This window comes from Rhodococcus koreensis (genome assembly GCF_900105905.1).
GTDB lineage: Bacteria > Actinomycetota > Actinomycetes > Mycobacteriales > Mycobacteriaceae > Rhodococcus_F > Rhodococcus_F koreensis.
Map to the genome: position 1 here is coordinate 8,048,875 of NZ_FNSV01000005.1, position 16,983 is coordinate 8,065,857.

Here is a 16,983-nt window from a genome sequence, read left to right on the forward strand (position 1 = left end):
GAGTCACATGAAGACCAAGGGTGCGATCCTGTGGGGCCTGAACGAGCCGTGGTCGGTCGAGGAGATCGAGATCGGCGATCCGGTTGCGGGCGAGGTGCAGATTCGCATGGAAGCCGCCGGAATGTGCCACTCCGACCACCACATCGTCACCGGTTCGATGCCCATGGCGTCCTTCCCGGTGATGGGCGGCCACGAAGGGTCCGGCGTCATCACCAAGCTGGGGCCGGAGGTGAAGGATCTCGAAGTCGGCGACCACGTGGTGCTCTCCTTCGTTCCCGCCTGTGGACGCTGTCCGGCGTGCTCGGCGGGACATCAGAATCTCTGCGACCTCGGCATGGGGCTCCTGAGCGGGCTCGCGATCAGCGACGGCACGTTCCGCATCCACGCGCGCGGCGAGAACGTCATCCCCATGTGCCTGCTCGGGACGTTCTCGCCCTACATGGTCGTGCACGAGACGTCGGTCGTGAAGATCGACAAGGACATTCCCTTCGACGTCGCCGCTCTCGTCGGCTGCGGCGTGCCCACCGGGTGGGGTTCGGCGACGCGGATGGCGGAGGTGAAGCCGGGCGAATCCGTCGTCATCATGGGTGTCGGCGGCGTCGGCATGAGCGCGCTGCAGGGCGCGGTGGCGTCCGGGGCGCGTCAGATCTTCGCCATCGACCCGGTGCCGTGGAAGCGGGAACAGGCGCTGAAGTTCGGGGCCACCCACGCGTTCGAGAGCGCCGCCGCCGCGATCGAACCGATCATCGCACTCACCAACGGGCTGATGGCGCAGAAGACGATCATCACGGTCGGGGAGATGCACGGCGAATACGTCGAGGAAGCCCTGCTGCTCACCAGCAAATTCGGCACGTGCGTCGTCACCGCGATGGGCGCGATGACCGACATGGACGTCAAGTTGAACCTGTTCCTCTTCTCGATGCTGCAGAAGGACCTGAAGGGCACCATCTTCGGCGGCGGCAACGCCCGGGTCGAGATCCCGAACCTACTGGCCATGTACAAGTCGGGGCAGTTGAACCTCGACGACATGATCACCCGCACCTACAGCCTCGAAGGGGTCAACGACGGGTACCAGGACATGCTCGACGGCAAGAACATTCGCGGCGTCATCCGGTACACCGAAGCCGACTGGTGACGGCTCGCCGCTGCAGGCGGGTGCGGCTCGCTGCAGCCGACCGGTGGCGGCTCTCGTAGTCTGACCGGGTGCAGAGTCTCGATCAGATCGCCCGATGGCCCGTGGACAACGCTGCGGCGGTGGTCCTGTCGCGAGACGAAGGGGTGATCGGCGAGTACGGCGACCAGCAGCGCGTCTTCCCGCTGGCCTCGGTGACCAAACTGCTGTGCGCGTACGCAGTCCTGGTGGCCACCGAGGAGGGGGCCGTCGAACTCGACCAGTCCGCAGGCCCCGAGGGCTCGACGGTGCGTCATCTCCTGGCGCACGCGTCGGGTCTCGCCTTCGACGCGAACCGGGTGCAGACGACGCCGGGGCGCAAGCGGATCTACTCGAGTGCAGGCTACGAGGTGCTCGCCGACTTCCTCACCGCCGAGACGTCGATCGACTTCGCCGACTACGTGGCGGAATCCGTGTTCGCTCCGCTGTCGATGGACGCGTCCGCTCTGGTCGGGCCCGCCGGCCACGGAGCGCAGGCGTCGGCGGGAGATCTCGGCCGCTTCACCGCCGAACTGTTCCGCCCGGCGCTCATTTCGCCTCAGACGTTCGCAGATGCCACTTCGGTGCAATTCCCCGGACTGGACGGAATCCTGCCCGGATACGGCTCTCAGCGCCCCAACGACTGGGGTCTGGGATTCGAGATCCGGTCGGCCAAGAGCCCGCACTGGACCGGAACGGGCAACTCGCCGCGGACGTTCGGCCACTTCGGGCAGTCCGGCACGTTCCTCTGGGTCGACCCGGCCGCGGGGCTGGCGTGCGTCGCGTTGACGGACCGGGACTTCGGCGACTGGGCCAAGCCCGTGTGGACCGAGCTGAGCGACGGTATTCTCTCGGAACGCGAAAGGCGATGACACACCGATTGCTCGAATCACTGGCGCAACACAGGCATCACAGGGCACACTGGTCAACCGAGCGTGCTGCACACACCGACTGAGGCCGTTGGGGAAGACGTCCCTCGTCGAAGCAGGAGGCTCGAGTGCGCGCATTGAATCAGTTCGCGGACGTGACGGCTGGTGTTGTCTACATCCACTCGTCGCCCGCCGCGTTGTGCCCCCATATCGAATGGGCGCTGACCGCGACCCTCGACTGCCGAGCGAACCTGAAATGGACCTCGCAGCCGGCCTCCAACGGCGTCCTGCGCGCGACCACCAATTGGGTGGGGCCCGTCGGCACCGCCTCGCGGTTGGTCAATGCGCTCCGCGCCTGGCCGATGCTGCGCTTCGAGGTCACCGAGGACGCCAGCGAGGGCGTGGACGGCGAACGGTTCAGCCACGTGCCCGGCATGGGTCTGTGGCACGGATCCACCAGCGCGAACGGCGATGTCGTCGTGGGGGAGATGCGTCTGCGGGCACTGATGGAGGCCGGCGGTGACATCGCCACCGAACTGGACTACGCCCTCGGAACCGCCTGGGACGAGGCGCTCGAGCCGTTCCGCAGCGGCGGCGAAGGCGCCGAGGTCACCTGGCTGCGCCGCGACGTCGGCTGACACCCGCACACGGACGCGAAAAGGCCCCCACCGCCGGTGGGGGCCTTCTCTCGATCAATGCTCAGATCACAGCGGGATGTTCTTGTGGTCGCCGCGGGTGGAGGGGGCGGCGGCGAGGGCCGCGGTGACGACACTGCGCGTCTTGGCCGGGTCGATCTCCTCGTCCACCACACCGATCGCGACGGCACGGTCGACGCCGCCGGCGATGCTCTCGTGCTCGACGGCCAGTCGCTCGTGCAGGGCCTCCCGCTCTTCTTCCGGCGCCGCGGCCAGGGCCCGCTTGTGCAGGATGCCCACGGCCGCCTTCGCGCCCATGACTGCGACCTCGGCGTCGGGCCACGCGTAGACGGCGGTGGCGCCGAGAGCGCGGGAGTTCATGGCGATGTAGGCGCCGCCGTAGATCTTGCGGGTCACGACCGTCACCCGGGGCACGGTGGCTTCGGCGAACGCGTGGAGCAGCTTGGCTCCGCGGCGCACGACGCCTTCCCATTCCATGCTCACACCGGGGAGGTATCCCGGAACGTCCACGACCACGACCAGCGGGATGCCGAACGCGTTGCACAGCCGGACGAAGCGAGCCGACTTCTCGGCGCTCTCCGAGTTCAGGCACCCACCCAGGCGGAGCGGGTTGTTGGCGATGACACCGACGGTGCGGCCACCGAGGCGTCCGAGCCCGGTGACGATGCTGCGGGCGTAATTGCCCTGCAGTTCCTCGAAACTCGACTCACCCTCGACGTTGTCGAGAAGTTCGTGAACGATCGGGCGGACGTCGTAGGCGCGCTTCGCCGACTCCGGCATGAGCGCGCGCAGATCGGTGTCGCCGTGCGCGGCCGCGGCCTGATCGAACTCGCCCTGCTCGCAGAACATGGACACCAGGCGGCGTGCCCGGTGCAGAGCGTCACCCTCGTCGTGGGCGGCGATGTGCGCCACACCCGACTTCTTCGTGTGCGTGTCGGGGCCGCCGAGCGACACCATGTCGACCTGCTCGCCGGTGACGCTGCGGACCACGTCGGGTCCGGTGACGAACACGCGGGCCTCGGGCGCCATGATGACGACGTCGGTCAACGCGGGACCGTATGCCGCACCACCGGCCGCGAAGCCGAGGACGACGGAAATCTGTGGGACGCGGCCGGACGCGCGGACCATGGCCTCGAAGACCAGTCCGACGGCGTGCAGGGCCTCGACGCCCTCGGCGAGACGCGCGCCACCCGAGTGCCAGAGCCCGACGATGGGGGCATCTTCGGCGAGGGCGGTATCGATCGCCGTCACGATGTGCTTGCAGCCCTCGACACCCATGGCGCCGCCCATGACGGTGGCATCGGAGCAGTAGGCGATGGTGCGGACACCGTCGATGTTGCCGGACGCGGCCAGCACACCGGACTTGTCACGCGGATGGAGCGGGACGACCGTCCCGGCGTCGAACAGCTTCTCCAGGCGCGCAAGGGGATCGCGCGGATCGATCGACGCATCGGACTTCGTCGCGGGTGCCAGGATTGTCATCGCGTCCTCCTCTGTAGCGGGCCCCTCGTGGGCTGTCGATGGGTGGAGACCCCTTCAGCGAAGGGGTCTCCACCCGCGATCTAGCAGGACCGGCTGTCAGGCCCGGCCGAAGGCGAGCGCGACGTTGTGCCCACCGAAACCAAACGAGTTGTTGATCGCGAAATCGATCTCGCCGTAACGGGCTTCGCCCTTGACGACATCCAGGTCGATCTCTGGATCCTGATTCTCGAGATTCAGCGTGGGCGGAATGACTCCGTCACGCAGACTCAGGACCGTGAGCACCGCCTCGAGCGCACCGACGGCGCCGATCGAGTGCCCCAACGCGGACTTCGGTGCGTACACCGCAGCATGGTTGCCGACGGCAGCCTTGATGGCGTTCGCCTCGGCGGTGTCACCGATCGGCGTAGCCGTGGCGTGCGCGTTGATGTGCTGGATGTCCTTCTTCGTCAATCCAGCAGTCTCGATCGCCCTCGTCATGGCCCGCGCAGCGCCCGAACCCGAGGGATCGGGAGCGACGATGTGGAACCCGTCGGAGGTGATCCCCGCGCCCAACAGGCGGGCGTGGATGGTGGCACCGCGAGCCTTGGCGTGCTCCTCGGTCTCGAGGACCATCATCGCTCCGGCCTCACCGAACACGAAGCCGTCGCGATCCTTGTCGAACGGCCGTGAAGCCGCCTTCGGATCGTCGTTGCGGGTGCTCAGCGCACGCATCATCGCGAAGCTCGCGATCGGCACGGCGTCGAGGTAACCCTCCACACCACCGGCGACGATGATGTCGGCGTCGCCCATCACCAGCATGCGGTACGCATGGGCGATGGCCTCGGAACCCGAGGAGCAGGCCGACACGGGAGTGATCACTCCGGCGCGAGCCCCCAGTTCGAGTCCGACGGTGGCCGACGGACCGTTGGGCATCACCATCTGGACGGCGAACGGCGACACCTTGCGGTAGCCACCGGCCTTCATCTTCTCGACGGCGTCGATCAGAGCTTCGCCGCCGCCGAGTCCGGTGCCGATCACGACGCCGAGGCGATCCTTGTCGACCTCCGGGCTGCCGGCGTTCTCCCAGACCTGACGGCCCAGGACGAGCGCCAGCCGCTCGACGAAACTCATCCGGCGGATCTCGACCCGGGACAAGGACTCGTCGGGCGACACCTTCAGCTTGCCGCCGATCGTCACCGGAAGGTCGTTCTCCGTGACGAACGCTTCCTGGATGGTGTCGATGCCGCTCTCGCCGGCCAACAGGCCTTTCCACGTGGCATCCACGTCACCAGCGATCGACGTCGTAGCCGCGAGGCTGGTGACGACGATGTTGGGGAACTGTCTCCCGTTGGTCGAGGCGGAAGTCACGGCTGAGCTCACTCCTCGTCGTTCTTGGCAGCTTCGAGCTTGGCCTTCACGGCCTCCGCGTCGGCGCCACCTTCTGCTTCGAGCTTCTGGATGTACGACACGGCGTCACCGACGGTGCGCAGTCCGGCGAGATCCTCGTCGGGGATCTTCACGCCGTACTTGTCCTCGGTCTGGACGGCGATCTCAACCATGGAGAGGGAGTCGATGTCGAGGTCGTCGACGAAAGACTTTTCGATGGTCACCTCGGACGGCTCAATACCGGTGACCTCCTCGATGATCTCCGCGAGTCCGGCGATGATGTCTTCCTGGGTGGCGGCCACTGAGTGGCTCCCTTCTGATTCGGTGTAGATGTATCTGGAGTTGTGCAGGCACGTCCCCATCGGCCGCGCCTGCGGGCCCTGCACGCACCGAGGTGCGCGCAGCAAACTAGCCGAGTTCTGTCAGTTCGGCTAGCGCGGAGATATCCCCCGGGGTCTTGAGTGCCAGAGTCGGCGTGCCGCGCATTTCACGCTTGGCGATACCGACCAGGGTTCCGGCTGGTGGAAGTTCCGCAATCGCCGAGACCTGAGCGGTCCGCAGGCTTGCGGTACACAGGTCCCAACGCACAGGTCGGGTTACCTGCGCGGCCAGCTTAGTCAGTGCGTCGGCTCCGGATGCGACCGGTGCGCCGTCGGCGTTGGAGAGCAGAGTGCGGGTGGGTTCACCCGGTGTGATCTTGGACGCAGCCTCGGTGACGGCCTCCTGCGCGGGAGCCATGAACCGGGTGTGGAACGCGCCCGCGACGGGCAGTGCACGCACCCGAGCCTTCTCCGGCGGGTTGGCTGCGAGTTCCTCGAGCGCCGACAGCAGGCCTGCCGCGACGATCTGGCCCGCGGCGTTGCGGTTGGCCGGTTCGAGGCCCAGTTCGTCGAGTCGGGCGAGCACCTCGGCCTCGTCGCCCCCGAGGAGCGCGGACATCCCGGTCGGTTCGAGTGCGCAGGCCTTGGCCATCTCCGCGCCGCGGACGGCGGCGAGGGCGACGGCGTCGTCGGCGGAGAGGACTCCGGCGACTGCCGCTGCGGCGAGTTCACCGACGGAGTGCCCGGCCGCGATGGTGTCTGCGGGAATCAGGCCACGCGCGTCGAGTTCCTCGAAGGCGAGGATCGCGGCGGCCACGACGAGAGGCTGAGTCACCGACGTGTCGGTGATCTCCTCCGCGGTCGCGGTGGTACCGAGGCGGACGAGGTCGAGGCCGGCAGCCTTCGACCACAGTGCGACACGGTCATGAGAACCCGGCAGCTCCAACCAAGGGATGAGCATGCCGGGAGTCTGAGAGCCCTGACCCGGGGCGAGCAACGAAATCACTCTTCAAGAGAACACCGTCAACGGCGTACCGCGAGATGTCGTTGCGGATGAACCTTTGTCGGCGGATTTGTTGGGTTCCCACAAAATTGCACGTGGGGTCCTCGCATCGAATCTGGACAGACGTTCGTTACAGCCCTGCTTCTCCGAATGGGAAGGGTGTGACTGGTGTTAAACGTGATATGGGTTCGTTATGGGAATGTGTCAATCGACCCACGGTAGCGGCCACTCTGAGCACATACGCATCCCGTGGATTCGTCGGATCGCGCCCGGTGACTTCGGCGATTCTCTTGAGTCGATACCGCACAGTATTTGGATGAACAAACAGCTGCCGGGCGCAAGTCTCAACCGCACCTCCACAGTCGAGATACGCGTCCAGAGTGTCGGTGAGAACACCTCCGGCGGCCGCCAGCGGAGCGACCAGATGGTCGTTGAGAGCGGTGACTGCGGCGTTGTCTCCGAGCAGTGCGCGCTCCGGTAGCAACTCGGCCGCGTGGACGGGCCGGGGGGCGCCCCGCCACCCGGCGACCGCCTGCATCGCGGCAAGCGCCTCGACGGCACTGAAGTGAGCCGCGCCGAGTGTCGGCGTGGTCGGTCCGATGATCACGGGCTCGTCCGAGAACTTGCCGAGCAGGTCGGTCATGAAACTCGAGTGCCCCGACCCCTCCTGCAGCTCGCCGCTTACGACCATCACCAGCCGCGAACCCTGCACGACCGCGAGCGCGGCGCGGCCGTGCCTCTGCGCGATGGTGTGGACCGTGCCGACGACGGAGACCCGTTCGTCCTCGGGGGGTGTGCCGACGATGACGGTGGCGGGAGCGGTGGCATCCCAGTTGAGGGTCGCCGCCCGCGACAACATGTCGGACCCGGTGTCGCCGCGGACCACGGCGTCGACCACGAGGGCCTCGAGCCGCGTGTCCCAGGCGCCGCGGGACTCCGCAGCACTCGCATACACGGAGGCAGCTGCGAAACCCAGTTCGCGGCCGTACCGCAGCACGGCCTCGGTGAGCGCGATCAGCTGCTGGTCGTTACGGGCGAGCGCCGGGAGCCACTGCTCGAAGAACTCCATCGCCACCCGCACCATGTCCACCGTCTGGCTGAGAGTGAGCCTGCGTGCCAGATCCTGCGGAATCACCTGGAACGCGTCCAGACTGAACCGGATGTCACTGTCCGGGTTCTTCAGCCATTCGAGGAAGTTGACCACCGCGGTCTGGACCAGCAACTGCACGTTGGAACGCTGAGCGGCGTCGAGGTCGTCGAAGAACGGCAGTTGATCCTGCATCGTCGTGACGGCCTCGGTCGAGAGGCGCCCGGAGAACTGTTTGACGCGACGCAACAGTGCGTCGGGCAACGGATCCCGGGTTTGTCGTCTGCGGGAGACCAACGGACTCTGCTCGACCATAGTCAAGAACCTACGCGCACCGCCGCCCGTGTTGTCCGACGGACACACGGGCGGCGGTGGGTGAGGATGGCGGCGTTACGCGCTTCCGGTATCCGTGTAGGAGACGGCGGCGGCGCGGACGTCGTCGATGCGGTACTTCGTGGCGGCTTCGACGGCCTTGGAGCGGTCGAGGGTGCCTTCGCCGGCGAGGGCGGACAGGACGGCGACGACGATGGATTCGGCGTCGACGTTGAAGTACCGGCGGGCGGCGGGGCGGGTGTCGGAGAACCCGAACCCGTCGGTGCCGAGGGTGGTGTACGAGCCGGGGACCCACTGGCGGATCTGGTCGGCGACGGCGCGCATCCAGTCCGAGGCCGCCACGAACGGGCCGGCAGCATCCGACAGCGCCTGGGTGACGTAGGGCAGCGGGGCGTCGGTGCCCGGGTCCCGCAGGGCCTGGCGTTCGGATTCGATGCCGTCGCGGCGCAGTTCACCCCAGGAGGTGACCGACCACACGTCGGCGGCCACACCCCACTCGTCGGCGAGCAGCTGTTGGGCCCGCAGCCCCTCGGGCATGGTGACACCGGAGACCAGGATCTGCGCCTTCGGGCCCGAGGCCTCGGACTTCTTGAACAGGTACAGGCCCTTGAGCAGGCCGTCGACGTTCAGGTCGGCGGGTTCGGCGGGCTGGGTGTAGGGCTCGTTGTAGAGGGTGATGTAGTAGAAGATGTCCTCGCCACCGAACCCGTCCACCCCGTCGGTGCCGCCGTACATCCGGCGCAGCCCGTCCTTGACGATGTGCGCGATCTCGTAGGAGAACGCCGGATCGTAGGCCACCGCCGCCGGGTTGGTCGAGGCCAGCAGCAGCGAGTGCCCGTCGGCGTGCTGCAACCCTTCCCCGGTCAGGGTGGTGCGGCCGGCGGTGGCACCGAGCACGAACCCGCGGGCCATCTGATCGGCGGCCGCCCACAGGCCGTCGCCGGTGCGCTGGAACCCGAACATCGAGTAGAAGATGTACAGCGGGATCATCGGCTCACCGTGCGTGGCGTAGGAGGTGCCGACCGCGGTGAACGAGGCCGTCGAGCCGGCCTCGTTGATGCCCTCGTGCAGGATCTGCCCGATCTCGGACTCCTTGTACGCCAGCATCAGCTCCGCATCCACCGCCGTGTACAGCTGCCCGTTACGGTTGTAGATCTTGAGCGACGGGAACCAGGAGTCCATCCCGAAGGTGCGGGCCTCGTCCGGGATGATCGGCACGATCCGCTTCCCGATCTCCTTGTCCCGCAACAGCTCCTTCATGATCCGCACCAACGCCATGGTGGTCGCGACCTGCTGCTTACCGGAACCCTTGCGGACCACGTCGTAGGTGGAGTCCGCCGGCTGCGGCAACGGCGCCGCCGTGGTCCGCCGCTGCGGCAGGAACCCGCCCAGCGCCTTGCGGCGGTCCAGCATGTACTGGATCTCCGGGGCATCGGGGCCGGGGTGGTAGTACGGCGGCATCTTCGGGTTCTTCTCCAACTCGGCGTCGGAGATCGGGATCCGCTGCAGGTCCCGGAAATTCTTCAGATCGTCGAGGGTCAGCTTCTTCATCTGGTGGGTGGCGTTGCGGCCCTCGAAATGCTTACCCAACGTGTAGCCCTTGATGGTGTGCGCCAGGATCACCGTCGGCTGACCCTTGTGCGCCATCGCCGCCGCGTACGCGGCGTAGATCTTGCGGTAGTCGTGGCCGCCGCGTTTGAGGTTCCAGATGTCCTGATCGGAGAGGTTCGCGACCAGCTCCTTCGTCCGCGGGTCCCGGCCGAAGAAGTGCTCCCGCACATACCCGCCGTCGTTCGCCTTGTACGTCTGGTAGTCGCCGTCCGGGGTGACGTTCATCAAATTGACCAGGGCGCCGTCCCGGTCCGCGTGCAGCAGCGCGTCCCACTCGCGGCCCCAGACCACCTTGATCACGTTCCAGCCGGCGCCGCGGAAGAACGACTCCAACTCCTGGATGATCTTGCCGTTGCCGCGGACCGGGCCGTCGAGGCGCTGCAGGTTGCAGTTCACCACGAACGTCAAATTGTCGAGGCCCTCGGTGGCCGCGACGTGCGCGAGGCCGCGGGATTCGGGTTCGTCCATCTCCCCGTCACCCAGGAACGCCCACACGTGCTGGTCGGCGGTGTCCTTGATGCCGCGGTCGTGCAGGTAATGGTTGAACCTCGCCTGGTAGATGGCGTTCATCGGGCCCAACCCCATCGACACCGTCGGGAACTCCCAGAAATCGGGCAGCAACCGCGGGTGCGGGTACGACGGCAACCCGCCGCCGGAGTCGGTGTGCGAGTGTTCCTGCCGGAACCCGTCCATCCGCTCCGCCGGGATCCGCCCCTCCAAAAACGCGCGCGCGTAGATGCCGGGGGAGGCGTGGCCCTGGATGAAGATCTGATCGCCACCGCCGGGATGGTCCTTGCCGCGGAAGAAGTGGTTGAACCCCACCTCGTACAGCGCGGCGGAGGAGGCGTAGGTGGAGATGTGGCCACCGACACCCACCCCGGGGCGCTGCGCGCGGGTCACCATCACCGCCGCGTTCCACCGGATGAACGCCCGGTACCGGCGCTCGACCTCCTCGTCGCCGGGGAACCACGGCTCGTTCTCCGTCGGGATGGTGTTCACATAATCGGTCGACGTCAACGCCGGCAGAGCGACGTGCTTCTCCCCGGCCCGCTCGAGCATCCGCAACATCAGATACCGGGCACGAGTCGGACCGGACCGGTCCAACAAACCATCGAACGATTCCAACCACTCCGTGGTCTCATCCGGATCGATATCCGGCAGATACGACGCAACACCCTCACGGATGACGCGCACGCGTCCGTCGGAGCCCGGGGTCGCACTGGGGTTGGAAGGTTGGGCCGCTCCGGCGCCGGGTGTGGCGGAATCCGGTTGAGACGCGGGTCCCTGGATCAGGTCTGACAACGTTGCTCCTCATTGTGGTGGGACGCGCGGTGTGGCGTCCTCTCCATGCGATCGCGGCCTTGTTAGGCCCGATCCATCTCCTTTATGAATATGGCGCACCCTCATCTTTCCCCATTGCGGCGCGGTCGGCACACCGTGCTCGGGTTACTCTTCGGTAGCGTTTGCGCAGATCCGGGGGCGAATGTTGAATTTATCGATGTCGTCGAAAACGTGGGGGAGACGAATGCGCACGTCGTCGCGCCGCTGGGGGCTGCTGAGTGCTGCCGCCGCGGCGATCGTCGGCGCCGGCGTCATCGCCGGATGTGGGGGCGATATCGAGGGAACCGCGCAGCAGAACGATTCCCAGGCCGCCGAGTACGCCGCCGAAGCGACGTCCTCGTCGGTGGCCGCGTCGTCCTCGCAGGAGGCCGCGGCCGAGCGGGAGGCGCTCGTGGAGCAGTGCACGATGTTCGTGACCCGGGCCGGCGACACGATCGATACCTACAACACGTTCATCGATGCCGCCAACGCCGAAGCCGCGGACACCGGCGCGAAAGCGAGTGCCGCGGCGGCGGCACTCCGGTCGGCCGCGGACGGTGCGAACGCCGCCACGCCCGCACTTCCCCCCGACTTGACCGGACTCCTCACCGATTACGCGAACAACTATCGCGAACTCGCTGCGGCCGTCGACAGCGGGCAACGCGGAGACATTCTGAACACTCTCGCGAGCCGCGGAGACGAGCTCAGCGACTCGATTCGGGCAGCCTGCCCCACATCGTGACTCCCGCACCGTAGGCTCGGTCGATGACCACGCATCACTACATTCTCAGAAAAATTCGCGTGGTCGGCTTGCGCGAAAGCGTTCGAGCATGTTCGCTTTCACCTAATTGATCTTCATCCGGCAGGTGTTCGGGTATCCGAGCACCGTCAACAAAAGGAGGACCCCACCGTGGTCGCCGCGGCGGACGCCCAAAACTACGCTCAGAAACTCGGGATCACTGCCGACATGGCGGTACAGGAACTGGGCTGGGACGAGGACACCGACGACGACCTGCGTGCCGCGGTCGAGGACACCATCGGTGGAGAACTGCTGGACGAGGATTCCGACGAGGTCATCGACGTCGTGCTGCTGTGGTGGCGCGACGAAGACGGAGACCTCGTCGACGCCCTCATGGATGCCATCGGGCCCCTGGCCGACGATGGATTCGTGTGGGTCCTCACCCCCAAGACCGGTCAGCCCGGTCACGTGGAGCCCAGCGAGATCGCCGAGTCCGCGCCCACAGCCGGTCTCACCCAGACGTCGGCGGCAAATCTCGGAGACTGGTCGGGAAGCCGTCTGGTTCAGCCGAAGTCGCGTCCCGCGAACAAGCGCTGAACAGTCTCACGTTTCCCGTTCACTCACCGAAGGAATCACGTCATGCCGCTCGAGGTGGGCACCACCGCCCCCGATTTCACCCTCAAGGACCAGAACAACCAGGAGGTGACGCTTTCCGATTACCGCGGAAAGAAGAACGTCCTGCTCGTGTTCTACCCGCTCGCGTTCACCGGAACGTGCCAGGGTGAGCTCTGCAAGGTTCGCGACGAACTGCCGAAGTTCGAGAACGACGAGACGGCGATCCTCGCCCTCTCCGTCGGTGCGTCGCCGACCCACAAGATCTGGTCCGCCGAACAGGGATACACCTTCCCGCTGCTCGCCGACTTCTGGCCGCACGGCGCGGTCGCGCAGCAGTACGGCGTCTTCAACGACAAGCTGGGCTTCGCGAACCGCGGCACCTTCGTCATCGACAAGGAAGGCATCATCCGGTTCGCCGAGATGAACGGGCCCGGAGAGGCCCGTGACCAGGGAGCTTGGGAGAAAGCGCTCGCCACGCTAGAGTCCTGATGCGCATCCGGCGAGGTTCTCGCCGGATGTTCGGGCGTGTAGCTCAGTGGTAGAGCTCTGGTTTTACACACCAGCGGTCGGGGGTTCGAAACCCTCCGCGCCCACCGTCAGGCAAGGCCCCGATCTGCGCTCGTGCGCGGTCGGGGCTTTCTCGTTTCGCCGGTGTCAGTCGTCGGTGAGTTCCGCGAGCTGCTCGGCGGCGGTGATGTTTCCGCTGTCGGCGAGTCGCCGGAGTTCGTCCAGGTCGCCCAGTTCGGTGGCGACTTCGATGAGCTGGTCGGCCGCGTCGGAGCTGCCGCCCTCGGCGAGGCGCCGGAGTTCGGCCATGTCACCCCGCTCGCCGGCGAGTTCGATCAGGATGTCGACCGCCGTCGCGTCGCCGTTCGCGGCTCGCTCGCGCAGAGCGGACAGGTCGGATTCAGTCATGATGCACGTCCCCTTCTCGATCGACTGTGCTGGTTCGCCGGGCTCGGAGCTCATCGCGGCGTGTGTGCCATTCGTCCCGCAACTCAGGCAGTCGCTCGCTGAGGAACTCGGCCAGCGCGATCATCTCCTCGAGCGGAGCGCGGCGTTCGGGTGGGGCGTCGGCCAGCAACGCCAGCCCCTCCCGGAACAGTGCCGCGTGCTCGCGGTGGAGGGCGGAATCGAAGTTCTGCGGTTGCTGACTCGCCGGGTCCAGGCTCACCCGGTCCACCCGTTCACCGGCCACGCGGGTGCGCCGCGCCATCCGATAGCCCTCGAGCAGTTTGACCGCGCCGGTGACGGCGCTCCGGCTCGCCAGGAGGGCTTCGCCCAGCTCGTCGATCGTCTGCTGCGGCGGGTCGCATACGAACAGGTACCCCAGCAGACGTCCTGCCATCGGAGGGAAGCCGTACTGGCGGGCGTAGAAGCGGCCGACGTGGTCGGCGAAGATCAGCTGTGTGTCGGACGGCACAGCACCGAAGGTAGCAGTCCTGACTGAAATAACACAGATTTGTGTCATTTCAGTTCGGCTGCGGTGCTCCGACTGGTTTCGTGGAGTTAACCTGTTCATCGCCCGGAGCTTCGCCTGCAGTGGCATATTCCTGATATGTCCAGGTACAAGGTGACGCTGCGCAACGGCACGTCGAGCGACAGAACCTTCGAATCAGACTTCCAGGCTGTCAACGAGACGCACCGGCCCACCGAGCCCGGGGCCGGCATCGTGAAGATCGACCGTTACGAGGACGGCGGGGGAGTGGCCGGCGTCTGGGCTGCGCCGGCCACGAGCCGCCCCTCCCGGTAGTCGGTCAGGTGCCGTCTCGCGAGGCCGTCGATCCGCGGCGATCGAGTTCGGCCTCGAATTCGGCGATCCGGCTGGTGACGGTGCGCACCGTTCCGCAGCCGTAATCATTCGCGATCGACTCGCCGAGCAGCGCTCGCTGCTCGGCGAGAAGCGCGAGCAGTTCGTCGTCGCCGAGCTTCGTCACGTCGCTGGACACCCTTCGATCGTCTCAGGCCCAGTCGCCGATTCCAATGGCTCACTGAAATTCCCCACCGGACGCGCAGAACCCCGCCGGGCCACGTGGGTGTGTTGAGTCAGCACCGAAGATGTGAGCGGGGCGGGGCCGTGCGCCGCCCCTGAATGGGGGGAACGAGGCGGCAAATACCATGGTAGGCGCACGAAAGGGCGCTTGGCGAGTTCCTCAGGAGAGTTTCAGGAATCAGACATTCCGACCGGAACGTGTCCGTCCGGCCCGGACGGCCTCTACCGGGTGCGCGTGCCCGGACCCACCGTGTCGTAGGCCTCCGCGAGGAGCTCGGCCAGGGTGTCGTCGAGCTGATCGTCGGAGGTGATCGTCAACCGGTGCGTGATCACCGTCTTCGTGGTGGGAAACGCCTCCCGCAACTGCGGGTGATGGACGCGGCGGCGCAGGTCGAGGGCGATCTCGAGCCGCGACGAATAGATGAACGCGGCAGCGAAGACGCGGGCCCGAGCCCACGCGACCTCGGTCCGGTGGACGCGCTCGTCCACCTCGCCGCAGGCCAGAACGAGGTCACGGAACTGCAGCAGGCGCTCGGTGGCGTCCGGGTCCTTGCCTGCCAGGTACTCGTCGATCGCGGCACTCATGGGACGCTCCTTTACATCGCCTGCAACGTTAGTTGATACAAATAGCGGCGTGCATCGAACCTCCCGTCCCGCCACCGCGCGCGCCGCAGGCCTGCTCCTCGGCTTCGCCGCCGACCGCGCGTTCGCCGACCCCGCCCGATGGCATCCCGTGGCCGGATTCGGCCGCACCGCAATGGCATTGGAGAAGGCGACGTACCGCGACTCCCGGCCGGCCGGAATCGTGCACGTTGCCGTCCTGGTCGGTGGAGCGGCGGGTCTGGGGGTCGCCGCGGCGCGGGTGGCGCGGCGCGGGGGCTGGGCCGGCGAGGCAGCCGCGACCGCCGTCGCAGCGTGGGCGGTGCTCGGCGGAACGTCCCTGGGACGGACCGGGTCGAGAATGGCCGCGCACCTCGAGGCGGACGACCTCGCCTCCGCCCGCGCCCTCTTGCCGTCGCTGTGCGGTCGCGACCCCAGTGTGCTCGGCGTCGACGGGCTCACCCGGGCGACGCTGGAGTCGGTGGCCGAGAACACGTCCGATTCCGCGGTCGGGGCGTTCGTGTGGGGCGCGGTGGCCGGCATCCCCGGACTGTTCGTCTACCGGGCCTCCAACACCCTGGACGCGATGGTCGGCTACCGCTCGCCGAAGTACGGCAACTTCGGCTGGGCCGCGGCGCGGTGGGACGACCTCCTCAACCTGCTGCCCGCCCGCCTGACGGGTGCGCTGTCGGTCGTCGCCGCGCCGGCGGTCGGCGGGTCGCCGAAGGAGGCGTGGGAGGCGTGGCGGCGCGACGCGTCCCAGCACCCCAGCCCCAACGCCGGTGTCGCGGAGGCCAGCGCGGCGGGCGCTCTCGGGATCTCGCTGGGCGGGCGCACCGAATACGCGCACGGCGTCGAGATGCGACCTGTGCTCGGATCCGGGCCATCGCCCCGGCCCGTCGACCTCGACCGGGCGGTGCGGCTGTCGACCGCGGTGCAGGGTGGTGCGGCGCTGGCGTCAGCGGCCCTTGCCGTAGCGGTCGGCCAGTTTCGCTTCCGCCGCCGTCCTCGGCGCTGATTCCACCGGTTTGCTCCGGGTGAACGGCTTCTTCCGGGCCACGGGCGCGGGAGCGGCGTCGTCGGCGGCCTTCGCGGACTTTTCCCTGCGGCGTTCGCGCCACTCCGCGCGGATGAAGTAGGCCAGGCCGAGCGGGGCCATGATGCCGAACGCCAGCCACTGCAGGCCGTACGACAGGTACGGGCCCGCGTCGAGTTGCGGGAGCGGAATAGTGCCGAGGCCACCCGGCTGATCGGGTTCGAGTTGCACGTACGCGTCGACGAGGTCGGTGCCGATGTAACCGCCGATCTGGCCCGCGTCGATGTAGTACACCTGCCGGAGCCCGTTCTCGTCGATCGGCTCCTTGCCCGCGATGGTGCCCTCGGACTTGCGGACGCGACCGTCGAGCGTCACCGGCCCGGCCGGCGGCGGATCCACCGGCGGCGCCTCGGTGCCCTGGATCGGGCGCACGTAGCCGCGGTTGACCAGGATGGCGCGGCCGTCGGTCAGCTGCAACGGGGTCAGGACCTCGTACGCGGGCTGCGACTCGATGGACCGCAACCGGACCAGCAGATCACTGTTCTGCACGTACGACCCGGTCGCGGTGACGCGGCGCCACTCGTCGTCCGGATTCGCCGCACCGCCGGACAGCAGGGTCTCCAGCGGGACGGGCTCGGCGTCGACCGAGTCGGCGATCAGCTGGTTCCGGTGCTCCGTGGACGTGTTCTTGCCGAGCTGCCACGGCGCGAGCACGTAGAAACACATGAAGGCGAATCCGGCGACCACCAAGGCCAACACCAACCAGCCGGGTCGCAACAGAAATCTCAGCCTTCGCACGCCTCC

19 protein-coding genes and 1 tRNA gene are annotated in these 16,983 nt (G+C 67.4%); 9 read left to right on the forward strand and 11 right to left on the reverse strand.

From position 1 onward, the window contains the following. The first annotated feature begins 7 nt into the window (after positions 1-7). The 3 genes from BLV94_RS41240 (at position 8) to BLV94_RS41250 (ending at position 2,657) form a co-directional block, all read left to right on the forward strand. Complete coding sequence (locus BLV94_RS41240; protein ID WP_072946660.1) at positions 8-1,135, forward strand: NDMA-dependent alcohol dehydrogenase; 1,128 nt, start codon at positions 8-10, stop codon at positions 1,133-1,135. A gap of 68 nt (positions 1,136-1,203) precedes the next feature. Further along, a complete protein-coding gene (locus tag BLV94_RS41245; protein WP_072946661.1) occupies positions 1,204-2,022 on the forward strand; it encodes a serine hydrolase domain-containing protein in 819 nt (272 codons plus the stop codon). A gap of 125 nt (positions 2,023-2,147) precedes the next feature. Continuing rightward, on the forward strand, positions 2,148-2,657 hold the full coding sequence (locus BLV94_RS41250; RefSeq protein WP_072946662.1) for a DUF3145 domain-containing protein: 510 nt from the start codon (positions 2,148-2,150) through the stop codon (positions 2,655-2,657). Between the two features lie 66 nt (positions 2,658-2,723). On the opposite strand, the gene BLV94_RS41255 is transcribed toward BLV94_RS41250, so the two are convergent. The 6 genes from BLV94_RS41255 to aceE form a co-directional block, all read right to left on the reverse strand. Next, positions 2,724-4,157 (reverse strand): acyl-CoA carboxylase subunit beta, encoded by a 1,434-nt coding sequence (locus tag BLV94_RS41255; protein ID WP_072946663.1) that lies wholly within the window; start codon positions 4,155-4,157, stop codon positions 2,724-2,726. Between the two features lie 96 nt (positions 4,158-4,253). After that, positions 4,254-5,504 carry a KasA/KasB family beta-ketoacyl-ACP synthase gene (locus BLV94_RS41260; protein WP_072946664.1) on the reverse strand — a complete coding sequence of 417 codons (1,251 nt, stop codon included), beginning with the start codon at positions 5,502-5,504 and terminating at the stop codon, positions 4,254-4,256. An 8-nt stretch (positions 5,505-5,512) separates the two neighbouring features. After that, a complete protein-coding gene (gene acpM / locus BLV94_RS41265; RefSeq protein WP_005247839.1) occupies positions 5,513-5,824 on the reverse strand; it encodes a meromycolate extension acyl carrier protein AcpM in 312 nt (103 codons plus the stop codon). A gap of 106 nt (positions 5,825-5,930) precedes the next feature. After that, positions 5,931-6,848, reverse strand: a complete 918-nt coding sequence (locus BLV94_RS41270) for an ACP S-malonyltransferase (protein ID WP_072946665.1) — start codon at positions 6,846-6,848, stop codon at positions 5,931-5,933. Between the two features lie 127 nt (positions 6,849-6,975). Continuing rightward, complete coding sequence (locus BLV94_RS41275; RefSeq protein WP_012688158.1) at positions 6,976-8,247, reverse strand: PucR family transcriptional regulator; 1,272 nt, start codon at positions 8,245-8,247, stop codon at positions 6,976-6,978. A gap of 75 nt (positions 8,248-8,322) precedes the next feature. Further along, positions 8,323-11,178: a pyruvate dehydrogenase (acetyl-transferring), homodimeric type gene (aceE, locus tag BLV94_RS41280; protein WP_074933924.1), complete on the reverse strand. Its 2,856-nt coding sequence runs from the start codon at positions 11,176-11,178 to the stop codon at positions 8,323-8,325. Between the two features lie 223 nt (positions 11,179-11,401). Between aceE and BLV94_RS41285 the strand changes: the two genes are divergently transcribed. The 4 genes from BLV94_RS41285 (at position 11,402) to BLV94_RS41300 (ending at position 13,143) form a co-directional block, all read left to right on the forward strand. Next, entirely contained in the window at positions 11,402-11,938 is a 537-nt protein-coding gene (locus tag BLV94_RS41285; protein ID WP_072945555.1) for a hypothetical protein, read from the forward strand. Between the two features lie 168 nt (positions 11,939-12,106). Continuing rightward, positions 12,107-12,532, forward strand: coding sequence for a DUF3052 domain-containing protein (locus tag BLV94_RS41290; RefSeq protein WP_012688155.1), 426 nt, complete (start codon positions 12,107-12,109; stop codon positions 12,530-12,532). Between the two features lie 42 nt (positions 12,533-12,574). After that, positions 12,575-13,039, forward strand: a complete 465-nt coding sequence (locus BLV94_RS41295) for a peroxiredoxin (protein WP_072945554.1) — start codon at positions 12,575-12,577, stop codon at positions 13,037-13,039. A gap of 32 nt (positions 13,040-13,071) precedes the next feature. Then, positions 13,072-13,143 (forward strand) — tRNA-Val (locus BLV94_RS41300). 61 nt (positions 13,144-13,204) lie between these two features. On the opposite strand, the gene BLV94_RS41305 is transcribed toward BLV94_RS41300, so the two are convergent. Together BLV94_RS41305 and BLV94_RS41310 are read right to left on the reverse strand one after the other, a co-directional pair. Beyond that, positions 13,205-13,465, reverse strand: a complete 261-nt coding sequence (locus BLV94_RS41305; RefSeq protein WP_072945553.1) for a hypothetical protein — start codon at positions 13,463-13,465, stop codon at positions 13,205-13,207. Then, complete coding sequence (locus tag BLV94_RS41310; RefSeq protein ID WP_072945551.1) at positions 13,458-13,973, reverse strand: GbsR/MarR family transcriptional regulator; 516 nt, start codon at positions 13,971-13,973, stop codon at positions 13,458-13,460. The genes BLV94_RS41305 and BLV94_RS41310 overlap by 8 nt, the downstream gene beginning before the upstream one ends. A gap of 135 nt (positions 13,974-14,108) precedes the next feature. On the opposite strand from BLV94_RS41310, the gene BLV94_RS41315 reads away from it, so the two are divergent. Beyond that, positions 14,109-14,303, forward strand: a complete 195-nt coding sequence (locus BLV94_RS41315; RefSeq protein WP_072945549.1) for a hypothetical protein — start codon at positions 14,109-14,111, stop codon at positions 14,301-14,303. A 4-nt stretch (positions 14,304-14,307) separates the two neighbouring features. Here the strand turns inward: BLV94_RS41315 and BLV94_RS41320 are convergent, their stop codons facing one another. After that, positions 14,308-14,499 (reverse strand): hypothetical protein, encoded by a 192-nt coding sequence (locus BLV94_RS41320; RefSeq protein ID WP_072945547.1) that lies wholly within the window; start codon positions 14,497-14,499, stop codon positions 14,308-14,310. A 266-nt stretch (positions 14,500-14,765) separates the two neighbouring features. After that, positions 14,766-15,128 carry a DUF5655 domain-containing protein gene (locus tag BLV94_RS41325; RefSeq protein ID WP_072945545.1) on the reverse strand — a complete coding sequence of 121 codons (363 nt, stop codon included), beginning with the start codon at positions 15,126-15,128 and terminating at the stop codon, positions 14,766-14,768. A gap of 49 nt (positions 15,129-15,177) precedes the next feature. Between BLV94_RS41325 and BLV94_RS41330 the strand changes: the two genes are divergently transcribed. Beyond that, the gene (locus tag BLV94_RS41330; protein ID WP_083395826.1) at positions 15,178-16,161 is read left to right on the forward strand and encodes a cobalamin biosynthesis protein; all 984 of its coding nucleotides are present in this window, start codon (positions 15,178-15,180) and stop codon (positions 16,159-16,161) included. On the opposite strand, the gene BLV94_RS41335 is transcribed toward BLV94_RS41330, so the two are convergent. After that, positions 16,102-16,977: an SURF1 family cytochrome oxidase biogenesis protein gene (locus tag BLV94_RS41335; RefSeq protein WP_072945541.1), complete on the reverse strand. Its 876-nt coding sequence runs from the start codon at positions 16,975-16,977 to the stop codon at positions 16,102-16,104. The genes BLV94_RS41330 and BLV94_RS41335 overlap by 60 nt on opposite strands. Positions 16,978-16,983: the final 6 nt, after the last annotated feature.